Annotated in this window: 11 protein-coding genes; 2 read left to right on the top strand and 9 right to left on the bottom strand. The window is 62.6% G+C overall.

Going from position 1 to position 14,818, the window contains the following annotated elements; translation table 11 throughout:
* Position 1: 1 nt before the first annotated feature.
* Entirely contained in the window at positions 2-1,819 is a 1,818-nt protein-coding gene (locus Q7F16_RS16860; RefSeq protein ID WP_409556082.1) for a copper resistance system multicopper oxidase, read from the bottom strand.
* Positions 1,820-2,134: 315 nt separating this feature from the next.
* Between Q7F16_RS16860 and nadA the strand changes: the two genes are divergently transcribed.
* Positions 2,135-3,193: a quinolinate synthase NadA gene (nadA, locus tag Q7F16_RS16855; RefSeq protein WP_003205010.1), complete on the top strand. Its 1,059-nt coding sequence runs from the start codon at positions 2,135-2,137 to the stop codon at positions 3,191-3,193.
* Between the two features lie 196 nt (positions 3,194-3,389).
* Here the strand turns inward: nadA and Q7F16_RS16850 are convergent, their stop codons facing one another.
* The 8 genes from Q7F16_RS16850 to Q7F16_RS16815 all read right to left on the bottom strand — a co-directional run bounded on the left by Q7F16_RS16850 (position 3,390) and on the right by Q7F16_RS16815 (position 13,648).
* On the bottom strand, positions 3,390-3,878 hold the full coding sequence (locus tag Q7F16_RS16850) for an RDD family protein (protein WP_014339905.1): 489 nt from the start codon (positions 3,876-3,878) through the stop codon (positions 3,390-3,392).
* Positions 3,879-3,972: 94 nt separating this feature from the next.
* Positions 3,973-4,185, bottom strand: coding sequence for a cold-shock protein (locus Q7F16_RS16845; protein WP_003175786.1), 213 nt, complete (start codon positions 4,183-4,185; stop codon positions 3,973-3,975).
* Between the two features lie 382 nt (positions 4,186-4,567).
* The gene (gene gcvT / locus Q7F16_RS16840; protein WP_409556081.1) at positions 4,568-5,692 is read right to left on the bottom strand and encodes a glycine cleavage system aminomethyltransferase GcvT; all 1,125 of its coding nucleotides are present in this window, start codon (positions 5,690-5,692) and stop codon (positions 4,568-4,570) included.
* Between the two features lie 39 nt (positions 5,693-5,731).
* Positions 5,732-7,108, bottom strand: a complete 1,377-nt coding sequence (locus Q7F16_RS16835; protein ID WP_079303524.1) for an L-serine ammonia-lyase — start codon at positions 7,106-7,108, stop codon at positions 5,732-5,734.
* Between the two features lie 235 nt (positions 7,109-7,343).
* The gene (gcvP, locus tag Q7F16_RS16830) at positions 7,344-10,193 is read right to left on the bottom strand and encodes an aminomethyl-transferring glycine dehydrogenase (RefSeq protein WP_409556080.1); all 2,850 of its coding nucleotides are present in this window, start codon (positions 10,191-10,193) and stop codon (positions 7,344-7,346) included.
* A gap of 10 nt (positions 10,194-10,203) precedes the next feature.
* Positions 10,204-10,587, bottom strand: a complete 384-nt coding sequence (gene gcvH, locus Q7F16_RS16825; RefSeq protein ID WP_014339901.1) for a glycine cleavage system protein GcvH — start codon at positions 10,585-10,587, stop codon at positions 10,204-10,206.
* A gap of 428 nt (positions 10,588-11,015) precedes the next feature.
* Positions 11,016-12,524 carry a sigma-54-dependent transcriptional regulator gene (locus Q7F16_RS16820; protein WP_046062616.1) on the bottom strand — a complete coding sequence of 503 codons (1,509 nt, stop codon included), beginning with the start codon at positions 12,522-12,524 and terminating at the stop codon, positions 11,016-11,018.
* Positions 12,525-12,742: 218 nt separating this feature from the next.
* On the bottom strand, positions 12,743-13,648 hold the full coding sequence (locus Q7F16_RS16815) for a LysR family transcriptional regulator (protein ID WP_018614206.1): 906 nt from the start codon (positions 13,646-13,648) through the stop codon (positions 12,743-12,745).
* 115 nt (positions 13,649-13,763) lie between these two features.
* On the opposite strand from Q7F16_RS16815, the gene Q7F16_RS16810 reads away from it, so the two are divergent.
* Complete coding sequence (locus Q7F16_RS16810; protein WP_046062614.1) at positions 13,764-14,642, top strand: MBL fold metallo-hydrolase; 879 nt, start codon at positions 13,764-13,766, stop codon at positions 14,640-14,642.
* Positions 14,643-14,818: the final 176 nt, after the last annotated feature.

Here is a 14,818-nt window from a genome sequence, read left to right as displayed (position 1 = left end):
CTCATTCCTGCACCCGAACTTCACGGAACATCCCCATCTCCATGTGAAACAGCAGATGACAGTGGTACGCCCAGCGCCCGAGGGCATCGGCGGTGACCCGGTAGCTGCGCTTGGCGCCCGGTGGCACGTCGATGGTGTGCTTGCGCACCATGAACTGGCCGTTCTCGTCCTCCAGGTCGCTCCACATGCCGTGCAGGTGGATGGGGTGGGTCATCATGGTGTCGTTGATCAGCACGATGCGCAGTCGCTCGCCGTACTTGAGCAGCAGCGGCGCGGCGTCGGAAAATTTCACGCCGTTGAACGACCAGGCGAACTTCTCCATGTGCCCGGTCAGGTGCAGCTCGATCGTACGGCCCGGCTCGCGGCCGTCGGGGTCGGGAAAGGTGCTGCGCAGGTCCGAGTATGTAAGCACTTTGCGGCCGTTGTTGCGCAGCCCCATGCCCGGGTCGTCGAGCTTGGGTTTGACGCTCATGGCCTGCATGTCTACCAATGGGTTGTCTTTCTCGGTGTCGGGATGCGAGAGCATGCCGTCCATGCCTTGCATGGCTCCGTGATCCATACCGGCCATGTCGCCCATGCCCTGCATCTGGCTGTGATCCATGCCTTGCATCGAGCTGTCGTCCATTCCCGCCATGCCCTGCATCGAGCCGTGGTCCATGCCGCTCATCTGCCCCATGTCGCCCGTGCTGCCGTGGTCCATGCCACCCATGCCCATGTCGTCCATGGTCACCAATGGCCGCGGGTCCAGGGGCGGCACTGGCGCCGACAGCCCGGCCCTGGCCGCGAGGGTGCCGCGGGCGTAGCCGGTGCGGTCCATGGACTGGGCGAACAGGGTGTAGACCTCTTGGGTCGGTTCGACGATGACGTCATAGGTTTCGGCCACGGCGATCCGGAACTCGTCGACGCTCACCGGTTTGACGTGTTGGCCGTCGGACGCCACCACCGTCATCTTCAAGCCGGGAATACGCACGTCGAAATAGCTCATGGCTGAGCCGTTGATAAAGCGCAGGCGAAGACGTTCGCCAGGCTTGAACAGGCCGGTCCAGTTCATGTCCGGCGCCTGGCCGTTCATGAGGTAGGTGTAGGTGGCGCCACTGACGTCGGCCAGGTCAGTGGGATTCATCTTCATCTCGGCCCACATCTTGCGATCGGCCACGGTGCTGGCCCAGCCGTTCTTGCCCACGTCGTCAATGAAGTCGCCGACGGTGCGTTTGTTGTAGTTGTAGTAGTCCGACTGTTTCTTGAGCTTGTGAAGGATGTCGGCGGGGTCTTCATCGGTCCAGTCGGTGAGCATCACCACGTAGTCCCGTTCGTACTGGAAGGGCTCCGGTTCCCTGGCGTCGATCACCAGCGGGCCGTAGACCCCGGATTGTTCCTGGAAGCCGGAATGGCTGTGGTACCAGTAGGTGCCGTTTTGCCGGACCTTGAACTGATAGACATACATGCCGTCGGGTTCGATGCCCTTGAAGCTCAGTCCCGGAACGCCGTCCATGTTGGCTGGCAGCAGGAGGCCGTGCCAGTGGATGGACGTGGTGTCCTTCAAGCGATTGCGTACTCGCAGGGTCACGGTGTCGCCTTCACGCCAGCGCAGCAGCGGGCCGGGAATGCCGCCGTTGATGGTCTGGGCGGTACGTGGGTTGCCGGTGAAGTTGACCGGGCTTTCGCCGATGAACAGGTCGAACTCGGTGCCGCTCAGGACGTTGGGCTGGCCCGGGCCGGTGACCGCCCAGACAGGCGCGCGCCACAAGCCCAGGCCGCCGAGGATGCCGCCGGCAGTCAGGCCCTTTACGAAGGTTCGCCGGGAAGTTTTTGTTTGCATACGATGGAAGTCCGTCAGTCGATTCGCCGCGAACACGGGGCAATCCCCCGGCGTCGCTTTGAAAAGAAGATGACATAAGCCGGCCGGGCAGGTGATTACATTTCGGTCAGCTTGCTCCCGCTGGGGCGCGCGTCCGGTTCCAGGGGCGGGCACAGGTCAGAATGATCTTTTGCATCGACGGGATATTCTGTAGCCTTGCCGGCTTCACGCTGTCCCGTGCCTGATTGATACCCACTTTCCCGGCGGTACCCGAGTGGTCCGGAGCCGGGTGTATACTCGACTTTCGCGCTAAACGCGCTTGCAGGTCTTGCGAACATGACGCAAATTTCCGAACGCCTTCTGGTCCAGGCCCACCTCGACGCCAAGCAGCCCAAGCCGCTGACCGCCGAGCAAGAGGCCTGGTACCGCGCCGCCATCGCCGCCGAGCTCAAGGCTCAGGACGCGGTGCTGGTCGCGCACTTCTACTGCGACCCTATCATCCAGGCCCTGGCCGAAGAGACCGGTGGTTGCGTGTCCGACTCCCTGGAAATGGCCCGCTTCGGCAATGCCCACCCGGCCAAGACCGTGGTGGTGGCGGGGGTCAAGTTCATGGGCGAGACCGCCAAGATCCTCAACCCCGAAAAACGTGTGCTGATGCCCACCCTGGAAGCCACCTGCTCCCTCGATCTGGGCTGCCCGGTGGACGAGTTCTCGGCGTTCTGCGACCAGCATCCGGAGCGCACCGTGGTGGTGTATGCCAACACCTCGGCGGCAGTGAAGGCCCGGGCCGACTGGGTGGTGACGTCCAGTTGTGCGCTGGAAATCGTCGAGAGCCTGATGGACAACGGCGAGACGATCATCTGGGGGCCGGACAAGCACCTGGGCACTTACATCCAGCGCAAGACTGGCGCCGACATGCTGCTCTGGGACGGTGCCTGTATCGTCCACGAAGAGTTCAAATCCAAGCAGTTGGAGGACATGAAGGCACTGTACCCGGACGCCGCGATCCTGGTGCACCCGGAGTCGCCGACGTCGGTGATCGAACTGGCGGATGCCGTGGGCTCCACCAGCCAATTGATCGCCGCGGCCCAGACCCTGCCGAACAAGACGCTGATCGTCGCCACCGACCGGGGCATTTTCTACAAGATGCAGCAGCTGTGCCCGGACAAGGTCTTCATCGAAGCCCCTACCGCCGGTAACGGCGCGGCGTGCCGCAGTTGCGCACACTGCCCATGGATGGCGATGAATACCCTGGAGCGCACGCTCAAGAGCTTGCAGGAGGGTGCCAACGAGATCTTCGTCGACCCGGCGCTGATCCCCCAGGCGATTCGCCCGCTCAAGCGCATGCTGGACTTTACCCAGGCGGCGCGGATGAAGCTGGCGGGCAATGCCTGATTGTTGGAAGGCTTGAGGCTTCAAGAAGTCTTGAGGCCTATGACGCTTTTTGTGGCGAGGGAGCTTGCTCCCGCTGGGCTGCGAAGCAGCCCCCTCTTGCCAGCGCCGCATTTCTCCAGATAAATCACACCAGCCATCCACGGCTGCTGCGCAGCCGAGCGGGAGCAAGCTCCCTCGCCACGGGTTTGTGGTATTCCTATTTGGTCTTCTTGGGAATCCGCACCAACTGCGTATCCGAGTAGATGTCATGCCAACTGCGCTTGCGCTTGTCGAACAGCGCCCAGATGAAGCCCAGCCCCACCAGCAGCAGTGACGCAATCGATACCACGAACCGCAACAGCGCCTGCCACAGGCTGATGGCCGTGCCATCGGCGTTCTGTACACGGATGCACCACACCTGCATGCCCAGGGTCTGGCCGTTGTGGGTCCAGAACTTGGCGAAGAAGCCGAACAGCACGAACAGCAGCACGGTGGACAGCAACGGGTCACCGTCCAGCGCGCCGGCTTCGGTCAGGGCGCGCATTTTTTCTTCGCCGATGATCGCCATCTGGATCATCTTGTAGGCGCCGCTGGTGACGATCAGCAGCGCCGTGCACAGCAAGAAGTCATAAAACATCGCTGCCAGGCGACGGCCCAGGCCGGCGGGAGGAAAGTCGCCCTGGGGGGTGAGCAGGTGTTTCGGCATGACGGCCTCGGCTGAAAAAAGAAGCCATTTTACGGGTTTACGCCCATAAAAAAGCCCCTGATATCAATCAGGGGCTTTTTAGTATGCGAAAGCCTTAGGCTTCGGCTTGAACCTCGTCAGCCTGCATGCCTTTCTGGCCTTGCACAGCAACGAAAGTGACTTTCTGGCCTTCTTTCAGGCTCTTGAAGCCGTTGCCCTGGATGGCGCGGAAATGCACGAACAGGTCCGGACCGCTTTCAGGCGTGATAAAACCAAAACCCTTCTCGTCGTTGAACCACTTGACGGTACCGCTCTGACGTTGAGACATTTTCTTATTTCCTTTGACGCTAAAATTGATGACAGCCTCTTTCGCATGAAAGAGTACTGGGGCTGGGTTGCAGGAAAGTAAGAGACGTCGAACGGGATGTAGCAAACTTCATAAGCTACTGCCCAGGTCACGATTCCAAGCGACCCATGCAAACACAGTGACCAAACTCTACGCCAACTACGAACGAAAAAACAACCCCCCGGGGAAGCCCGTAATTGCTCAGCTTCAAGCATTTACATACACCACCGGGCGGAGCTTATTCGATAGGCTAGTTCAATTGTTTGCGACCGTTATAAGTCTAAAGATATGCACCTTTTTATGGCGGTTGCGTTACACATTAGTGCACGTATAACGCAATCGCGTTACTTATAGAAACAGTCAATCAACCGCGGTAGTAGCGCTGTGGGACGAATGGCATTTTGCTTACAAGTAAAGGCACCTTTTTCCCACGCACGATGGCCCAGACTGGCGTATCCAGTGCGACATAGGCGCTGTCCAGGTAACCCATCGCCAACGGACCGCCCAGGGTCGGGCCGAAACCGCCGCTGCACACCGTCCCGATAATCTCGCCCGTTTCGTTGACGATCTCCGCGCCTTCGCGCACCGGTGTGCGTTCCTGGGGCAGCAGGCCGACGCGTTTGCGCTTCACGCCGCCCTGTTGTTGGGCGAACACGGTTTCAGCGCCGGGGAAACCACCAGCGCGGGCGCCGTCGGCACGACGTACTTTGGAAATCGCCCACAACAGGCTGGCTTCGATCGGCGTGGTCTCGGTGTTCATGTCGTGGCCGTAGAGGCACAGGCCGGCTTCCAGGCGCAGGGAGTCACGGGCACCGAGGCCGATGGCCGCGACTTCCGGCTCAGCCAGCAGGGCGCGGGCCAGTTTTTCCGCGTCGGCGGCGGGTACCGAAATTTCGAAACCGTCTTCACCGGTGTAGCCCGAACGGCTGACAAAACAGTCCACGCCCAACAGCGTGACGCGCTGGAACTGCATGAAGGTCATCTTCGCCACCTCCGGCGCCAGGCGTGCAAGCACAGTGACCGCGGCCGGGCCTTGCAGGGCAAGCAGGGCGCGGGCTTCGAACAGTGGCTCGATGCTGCACTGCGCGCCAATGTGGGCCTGCAGGTGGGCCAGGTCCTGGTCCTTGCAGGCCGCGTTGACCACCAGGAACAGTTCGTCATTGCCCAGGTTGGCGACCATCAGGTCGTCGAGGATGCCGCCGTTCTCGTTGGTGAACATGGCGTAGCGCTGCATGCCCACCGGCAGGTCGATGATGTCCACCGGCACCAGGGCTTCCAGGGCCTTGGCGGCGCCTGCGCCGGTCAGGCGGATCTGGCCCATGTGGGACACGTCGAACAGCCCGGCCTGATCACGGGTGTGCTGGTGTTCCTTCATCACCCCCAGTGGGTACTGCACTGGCATGTCGTAGCCGGCGAACGGCACCATGCGGGCGCCGAGTTCGAGGTGCAGCGCGTGCAGCGGGGTCTTCAGCAGTTGTTCGGTGGACATATCAGCTCCTGGAAAAAATGTAGAAGTGAGGCAAGCGCATCAGCATTCGATGATGTTGACCGCCAGACCGCCGCGGGCGGTCTCCTTGTATTTGCTTTTCATGTCGGCGCCGGTCTGGCGCATGGTGCGGATGACTTTGTCGAGGGAGACGAAGTGATGCCCGTCGCCACGCATGGCCATGCGTACCGCGTTGATGGCCTTCACCGAACCCATGGCGTTGCGTTCGATGCATGGCACCTGCACCAGGCCGCCGATCGGGTCGCAGGTCAGGCCAAGGTTGTGTTCCATGCCGATCTCGGCGGCGTTTTCCACTTGCTGCACGCTGCCACCGAGCACTTCGCAGAGGGCGCCGGCGGCCATGGAACAGGCCACGCCCACTTCACCCTGGCAACCGACTTCGGCGCCGGAGATGGAAGCGTTCTCCTTGTACAGGATGCCGATGGCGGCGGCGGTCAGCAGGAACCGCACCACGCCATCCTCGCTGGCCCCGGGGATAAAGCGCATGTAGTAATGCAGCACGGCCGGGATGATGCCCGCCGCCCCGTTGGTCGGCGCGGTGACGACGCGGCCGCCATAGGCGTTTTCTTCGTTGACCGCCAAGGCGTACAGGTTGACCCAGTCCAGCACCGACAGCGGGTCGCGCAGTGCGGCTTCGGGGTTCTTGCACAGCTGGCGGTGCAACGCCGCGGCCCGGCGCTTGACCTTCAGCCCGCCTGGCAGAATCCCTTCGTTGCGACAGCCGGCCGCCACGCAATCCTGCATCACCTGCCAGATTTTCAGCAGGCCGGCGCGGGTCTCGGCTTCGGGGCGCCAAGCGCTTTCGTTGGTCAGCATCACCTGGCTGATGGACAGGCCGTAGGTGCTGCAATGGCCCAGCAGGTCCTTGGCACTCTTGAACGGGAAGGTCAGGGGTGTGGCATCTTCGACGATGCGGTCGGCGCCAGCCGCGTCTTCATCGACGACAAAGCCGCCACCGACCGAGTAGTACTCGCGGCTGCGCACTTGCAGTCCGGCGGCATCGAAGGCGCGGAAGATCATGCCGTTGGGGTGAAAGGCCAACGGCTTGCGGATCATCGCCAGGTGCAGCTTTTCATTGAATTCGATGGAGTGTTCGCCGAGCAGGTTCAGGCGACCGTTGCTGCGGATCTCCTGGAGCCGGGCGTTCACCGTTTCGGTGTCCACGGTGTCGGGGTGTTCGCCTTCCAGGCCCAGCAGCACGGCCTTGTCACTGCCATGGCCCTTGCCGGTGGCGCCGAGCGAGCCGTAGAGCTCGACCTTGACGCTGGTAATGCTTTCAAGCAGATCGTCACGACGCAGCCCTTCGGCGAAACGGGCAGCGGCACGCATCGGGCCGACGGTATGGGAGCTGGAAGGACCGATACCGATCTTGAACAGGTCGAACACGCTTAACGACATGGTGTTTCTCCGGTTTCTTTTTATGAGGATCGACGATTATGAAGTCGGGTACAGGTCCCTTGTGGGAGCGAGCTTGCTCGCGATAGCGGAGTGTCAGTCAACATCTCTGTCAGCTGTCACACCGCTATCGCGAGCAAGCTCGCTCCCACAGGGGGATGGGGTTTCCTTGAGGCAGTGATCTTCCACAAGGTTTGCGGTGTTGTTGAGAGGGCGAGCCTAGCCCGCCCCCTTCAGGTCAAGCGTAGCTTTCGATCGACGGGCAGGCGCAGACCAGGTTGCGGTCGCCGAACACGTTGTCGACCCGGCCCACGGGCGGCCAGTACTTGCCTTCGATCAACGATGCCACCGGGTACACCGCCTGTTCGCGGCTGTAAGGGTGGGTCCACTCGCCGACGATTTCCGCCGCAGTGTGCGGGGCGTTCTTCAGCGGGTTGTCGTCCTTGTCCAGACTGCCGTTTTCCACCGCGCGAATTTCTTCGCGGATGCAGATCATGGCGTCGCAGAAACGGTCCAGTTCTTCCTTGGATTCGCTTTCGGTCGGCTCGATCATCAGCGTGCCGGCCACCGGGAACGACATGGTCGGCGCGTGGAAACCGAAGTCGATCAGGCGCTTGGCCACGTCATCGACGCTGATGCCGCTGCTGTCCTTGAGTGGACGCAGGTCGAGGATGCATTCGTGGGCCACCAGGCCGTTGCTGCCGGAGTAGAGCACTGGATAGTGCTCTTCCAGGCGACGGGCGATGTAGTTGGCGTTGAGGATCGCCAGTTGCGAGGCGCGCTTGAGGCCGGCGCCGCCCATCATGCGGATGTACATCCAGGTGATCGGCAAGATGCTCGCGCTGCCGAACGGCGCCGCGCACACCGCGCCTTCCTTGCGTTCCATGTTGGCGTGGCCCGGCAGGAACGGTGCCAGGTGGGACTTGACGCCAATCGGGCCGACGCCCGGGCCGCCACCGCCGTGGGGAATGCAGAAGGTCTTGTGCAGGTTCAGGTGCGACACGTCGCCGCCGAACTTGCCTGGGGCGCAGAGGCCGACCATGGCGTTCATGTTGGCGCCGTCGATGTACACCTGGCCGCCGTTGTCATGAATGATGCCGCAGATTTCGCGGATGCCTTCTTCGAACACACCATGGGTGGACGGGTAGGTGATCATCAGCGCGGCGAGGTGTTCGCGGTGCTCGATGGCCTTGGCCCGCAGGTCTTCGATGTCGACGTTGCCGCGGGCATCGCAGGCGGTCACGACCACGCGCATGCCGGCCATGTTGGCGGTGGCCGGGTTGGTACCGTGGGCCGAGGACGGGATCAGGCAGATGTCGCGACGGTCTTCGCCACGGCTCTGGTGATAGGCACGGATCGCCAGCAGGCCGGCGTATTCGCCCTGGGAGCCGGCGTTGGGTTGCAGCGACACCGCGTCATAGCCGGTGGCGGCGCAGAGCATGGCCTCCAGCTCGTCGGTCAGTTGCTGGTAGCCAGCGCTCTGTTCGGCCGGGGCGAACGGGTGCAGGGCGCCGAACTCGGCCCAGGTCACCGGAATCATTTCGCTGGCGGCGTTGAGCTTCATGGTGCAGGAACCCAGCGGGATCATGGTGCGATCCAGGGCCAGGTCCTTGTCGGCGAGCTTGCGCAGGTAGCGCATCAGCTCGGTTTCGGAGTGGTAGCGGTTGAACACTGGGTGGCTGAGGATCGCCGATTGGCGCACCAGCTCGGCCGGAATGCGGCTTTGCACGCTGGCGGCCAGTGCCGCGAAGTCCGGCAGTGCCTTGCCGTCGGCCAACACGTTCCACAGGGCTTCGACGTCAGTCTGGCTGGTGGTCTCGTCCAGGGACAGGCCCAGGCGTTCAGCGTCCACCACACGCAGGTTGATGCGCTGTGCGCGGGCCTTGTCGTGCAGGGCCGCGGTTTGCGCGCCGGCGCGCAGGGTCAGGGTGTCGAAGAAGCTCTCTTGCTCGACGCTCAGGCCCAGCGCGCCCAGGCCCTTGGCGAGGATCGCGGTCAGGTGATGGATGCGATTGGCAATTTGTACCAGGCCCTTGGGACCGTGGTACACGGCGTACATGCTGGCGATGTTGGCCAGCAGCACTTGGGCGGTGCAGATGTTGCTCGTGGCTTTCTCGCGGCGGATGTGTTGCTCGCGGGTCTGCATCGCCAGGCGCAGGGCCGGCTTGCCGAAACGGTCCACGGAAACGCCGACCAGGCGGCCCGGCATGTCGCGCTTGAAGGCGTCCTTGGTGGAGAAATACGCCGCGTGCGGGCCACCGAAGCCCAGCGGCACACCGAAGCGCTGGGCGCTGCCGATGGCCACGTCGGCGCCGAATTCACCTGGCGGGGTCAACAGGGTCAGGGCCAGCAAGTCCGCGGCTACCGCCACCAGGGCGTTGGCGGCGTGGAAGCGTTCGGTCAGTTCGCGGTAGTCGAACAGGTCACCGTTGCTGGCCGGGTATTGCAGCAGCGCGCCGAAGAAGCCGCTGACGTCGCTCAGTTCGCGCTCATCGCCCACCACCACATCGATGCCCAGGGGCTCGGCACGGGTGCGCAGTACGTCGAGGGTTTGCGGGTGGCTGTGGACGGAGGCGAAGAACGTGTTGCTGCCCTTGTTCTTGCTCAGGCGCTTGCAGAAGGTCATGGCTTCGGCGGCGGCGGTGGCTTCGTCGAGCAAGGATGCGTTGGCGATCGGCAGGCCGGTAAGGTCGCTGATCAAGGTCTGGAAGTTCAACAGCGCTTCGAGACGGCCCTGGGAAATTTCTGGCTGGTACGGGGTGTAGGCGGTGTACCAGGCCGGGTTTTCCAGCAGGTTGCGCAGGATCGGTGCCGGCGTATGGCAGTTGTAGTAGCCCTGGCCGATGTAGGTCTTGAACAGTTGGTTCTTGGCGGCGATGGCCTTGATCGAGGCCAGTGCGTCGGCTTCGCTCTGGCCGTCGCCCATGTCCAGCACGCTGGTGCCCTTGATGCTTTCCGGGATGACGCTGGCGCTCAGGGCTTGCAGGGAGTCGTAGCCCAGGCGCTCGAGCATGGCTTGCTCGTCGCTGGCACGCGGGCCGATGTGGCGGGCGATGAATTCGTTGGCAGTGCCGAGATTAACGGTCATGTGGCGCTCCTCAGGCTTCGGCGTTGGCTTTGATCAGGCGGTCGTAGGCGTCCTGGTCCAGCAGTTGGTCGACTTCGGCGGCGTTGGCCGGGTTGAAACGGAAAAACCAGCCTTCGCCCAACGGATCTTCGTTGACCAGTTCCGGATTGCTTTCCAGGGCCGGGTTCACTTCGAGCACTTCACCGTCCAATGGCATGTAGACACCGCTGGCGGCTTTCACCGATTCCACGGTGGAGGCTTCGGCACCCTTGTCGTAGCTTTGCAGTTCCGGTAACTGAACATAGACCACATCGCCCAAGGCGTTCTGGGCAAACGCAGTAATACCGACAGTAACGCTGCCGTCGGCTTCGGTGCGCAGCCATTCGTGATCTTCAGTGAAACGCAACTCGCTCATGGAAACTCCTGGGGCCAGATTCGTCTGGTGGACGCGAAGAAAGGCGCGGGGCTTGGCCCGGCCGAATGCTAATACCCATAGCAAGAATGCGGCCAATATTAATAATTGCTTATATATCAATGATTTGACTGGTTTTGTCGAAGCTGGGATCGACTGCGCTGTAGCGAAATCGCTACAGCGGGGAGGCTGGATAAAATCGTTGTGGGATCAAAGCCTTGCGCAGCGCAGGCTGGCGATAATTGTAGCGATATCGTTCCACTGTAGCGCTTTCAGTACAGGTGGAGGTCGTTTTTAACGCGATTTCGACCACAACACAGAACCCTTGTGGGAGCGAGCTTGCTCGCGATGACGGTAGCCCAGTCAGCCATAGGTTGACTGATACACCGCTATCGCGAGCAAGCTCGCTCCCACAGGGGGATGTGGTGGGCTTATGGCTTGTTGGAAATCCCGTACTTGCGCAACCGATGGGCAATCGCGGTGTGGGAAGTCTGCAGGCGGCTGGCGAGCTGGCGGGTGGAGGGGTAGTTGACGTAGAGGCTTTCGAGCAGGTGCTTCTCGAAGCTTTCCACGGCCTGTTCCAGGCTTTCGACTTCCACATCGCCCTGGCGCGCCACGGAGGTGCCGGCGATGTCCAGGTCGCCGATGTCCACCAGGCTGCTTTCGCAGATGGCCGCGGCGCGGAAGATCACGTTCTGCAATTGCCGCACGTTGCCGGGCCAGCGGTTGCCCAGCAGGGCCGGGTAAGTGCCGGGGGCCAGGCGGCAGACCGGGCGCTGGATCTGCGCGCAGGCCTGCTGCATGAAATAACGCGCCAGCAGCAGGATGTCCTGGCCGCGTTCGCGCAGCGGCGGGACTTCGACATTGAGCACGTTCAGGCGATAGAACAGGTCTTCGCGGAACGAGCCCTCGCTGACCATTTTCTCCAGGTTGCGGTGGGTGGCGCTGAGGATCCGCACGTTGACCTTGATCTCCCGGTCGCCGCCCACTCGGCGGAAGCTGCCATCGTTCAGGAAGCGCAGCAGCTTGGCTTGCAGGTACGGCGACATCTCGCCGATTTCATCGAGGAATACCGTGCCCTGGTTCGCCAGCTCCATCAGCCCTGGCTTGCCGCCCCGTTGCGCCCCGGTGAAGGCGCCGGGGGCGTAGCCGAACAGTTCGCTTTCTGCCAGGTTCTCCGGCAATGCCGCACAGTTCAGGGCCAGGAACGGTGCGCCATGGCGGGCGCTGATGGCATGGCACGCCCGGGCCACCAGTTCCTTGCCGGTGCCGGTTTCGCCCTGGATCAGCAGCGGTGCATCCAGCGCCGCGACCCGCTGGGCCCGGGCCTTGAGGGTGCGGATCGCCGGGGATTCGCCCAGCAGCGCGTCGAAACCTTCGGCGTGATCGTGATGCAGGGCCGACAGGCGTTCGCCGATGCGGTTCGGCTGATACAGCGTCAGCAGTGCGCCGGCGTCGGTGATGGGTGTGGCGTCCAGCAGCAGGGTCTGGCCGTTGACGGTGATTTCCCGCAGCGGCAAGCGGAAACCGTTCTCCAGCAAGGCGTCCAGCAAGGCCTCGTCACCGAATAGCTCGGCCACGCTTTCCCCGGCCGGTTCACGCCCGTACAGGGCAATCAGCGCCGGGTTGGCCAGCAACACCTTGCCGGCGCTGTCCAGGGCCAGCACCGGGTCGGTCATGGCGGCGAGCAGGGCATCGAGCTGCAAGTGCCGGCGCTGGCCCGGCAGGATGTCCACCACGGTGACCGCCTGCACGCCGCGCACGCTGAACAGCGCCTCGCGCAACTCGTCGAGCACTTGCGGGCTGAGGGTCGGGGCGTCGATGTAGACGTTGGGCGGCACCATTTCCACCGCATCCAGATTGAGATTGCGCCCACCGAGCAAGGCCAGGACTTCCTGGGTGATGCCGACGCGGTCGATGAAACTGACGTGGATACGCATGGGGCGGTTTTGGGTTCTGGAGTGCGGAGGGTGGCCAGTATGCCTTGGGGCGGGCTGTTGGTGAAATCCTGGCGCAAAGCTTGAGGCCGTACAGAGATCCCTTGTGGGAGCGAGCTTGCTCGCGATAGCGATGTATCAGTCGACATTAATTTGGCTGACACACCGTCTTCGCGAGCAAGCTCGCTCCCACAAGGGGAATTCGGTGGGGCTACTACTGTTTAGAGCCCCACATCCCACTCGGGCATCTCGGGAAACTTCAGCACCAAAAAATCCAGCAGGCTGCGCAGTGCCGACGGCATGTGTTTGCGTGAGGCATACACCGCGTACATGTTCATCCGGCGCGGTTCGGCGTGGGGCAGCAGGCGGATCAGTTCGCCGTTCTTGATGTGGGCGCCGGCCTGGTAGCTGGGCAGCATGGCCACGCCCGCGCCAGCTATCGTGGCCTGAAGCAATGTGCTGGCTTCGTTGGCGCTGATATTACCTTGCACCGGCACCGAGACCTGCTCGCCGTCCTGCTCGAAATGCCACAGGCTCTTGCCGACGTAGGAGTGGGTCAGGCAGTTGTGCCGGCTCAGGTCTTCCACGCGCAGCGGTGTCGAGTGCTCGCGCAGATACTGTGGCGAAGCGCAGATCACCGAGCGGCAGACCGTGAGGCGACGGGCAATCAGGTTCGGGTCCAGGTCGTTGCTCATGCGGATCGCCAGGTCGATGCGCTCATCCACCAGGTTCACGGTGCGGTCGAGCATTTGCAGGTCGACGCTCACCCCTGGGTAGCGCTTGACGTATTCGGCCATGGCGCTCGCCAGTTGGGCCTGGCCGAACGAGGTGCTGGCGCTGATGCGCAGCATGCCCCTTGGCGCGTCGTCCGGGGTGCTGACGGCGGCTTGCATGTCGCCGGACAGCTCGAGCATTTGCCGGCAGCGCGGCAGGATCTCCGTGCCTGCGGCCGTCAGGCTCAGCTTGCGAGTGGTGCGGTGCATCAGCCGGGCACCGACCCAGTCCTCCAGCTCCGCCAAATAGCGCGACACCACCGGCCGCGACAGGTCCAGATGCTCGGCCGCCGCCGACTGGCTGCCCAGGTCCACCACCGTGACGAACACCCGCATTGCTTGTAGACGATCCATGATTTGCCCGATTTCAGAAACAAACTATGTTCCAGCATCGCATTTTTTGTAACGAGTCAGGTAACTAAGCTCAGTCCCCATTCCCCTGACGGGTTTTTGGACAACGGAGCACACCATGACCGGACTTATCCCACTCAAGCGCCTGCTGCTGGCGACCGCCGCCTTGGCCTTCACCGCCCAGACCTGGGCCACCGACCTGACGCTGGACGTCTACAACCCCGGTGCGGCGGCGGTTTTCCCGGTGACTTCGGTTTTAGTCAGCGGTGAAAAAGAGGCGATCCTGGTAGACGCCCAGTTCGGCAAGGCCCAGGCCGCCCAGGTGGTGGAAAAAATCCGCGCCAGCGGCAAGCGATTGACCACGATCTACATCAGTCATGGCGATCCAGACTACTATTTTGGTTTGGAAACCCTCACCGCCGCGTTCCCTGAGGCCAAGGTGCTGGCGTCCGCACCGACTGTCGAGCACATCAAGCACACCATGGATGGCAAGCTGAAATATTGGGGGCCGATTCTGAAGACCGATGCACCGACCAAAGCCATCGTGCCCCAGGTACTCAAGGGCGACAGCTTGACCCTGGAAGGCCAGCGCTTGCAGATCGTTGGCCTTGATGGCCCGCAACCGGACCGCAGCTTCGTGTGGATTCCATCGATCAAGGCCGTGGTTGGCGGTGTGGTGGTGGCCGAGAACATCCATGTCTGGATGGCCGACACCCAGACGCCGCAGTCCCACAAGGACTGGCTGGCGACCCTTGCCGGTATTGAAAAGCTGCAGCCGAACACCGTGATCCCGGGCCACTATCTGGGTGAAAGCGCCCGGTCCCTGGCCCCGGTGACATTCACCGCCGGCTATATCAAGGCCTTCGATGAAGAAACCGCCAAGGCCAAGGATTCCGCCGCGCTGATCGCCGCCATGAAGCAACGCTACCCGAACCTGGGTGAAGACAGTTCCCTGGAACTGAGTGCCAAGGTGGCGAAGGGCGAGATGAAGTGGTGACCACCCTGATTCCAAGGTAGCGGATGCGCTTTTTGTGGCGAGGGAGCTTGCTCCCGCTGGGCTGCGCAGCGGCCCCAATACCAGCCAATGAGTTGTATCTGGCACACCGCATGAGCATTTTTGCGACTGCTGCGCAGCCGAGCGGGAGCAAGCTCCCTCGCCACAAGGGCTTCATT

Source organism: Pseudomonas sp. Lb2C2 (assembly GCF_052112205.1).
GTDB classification, from domain to species: Bacteria; Pseudomonadota; Gammaproteobacteria; order Pseudomonadales; family Pseudomonadaceae; genus Aquipseudomonas; species Aquipseudomonas kilonensis.
The sequence above is the reverse complement of the archived record's forward strand: the minus strand, read 5'-3'. Positions and strand labels throughout refer to the sequence as shown.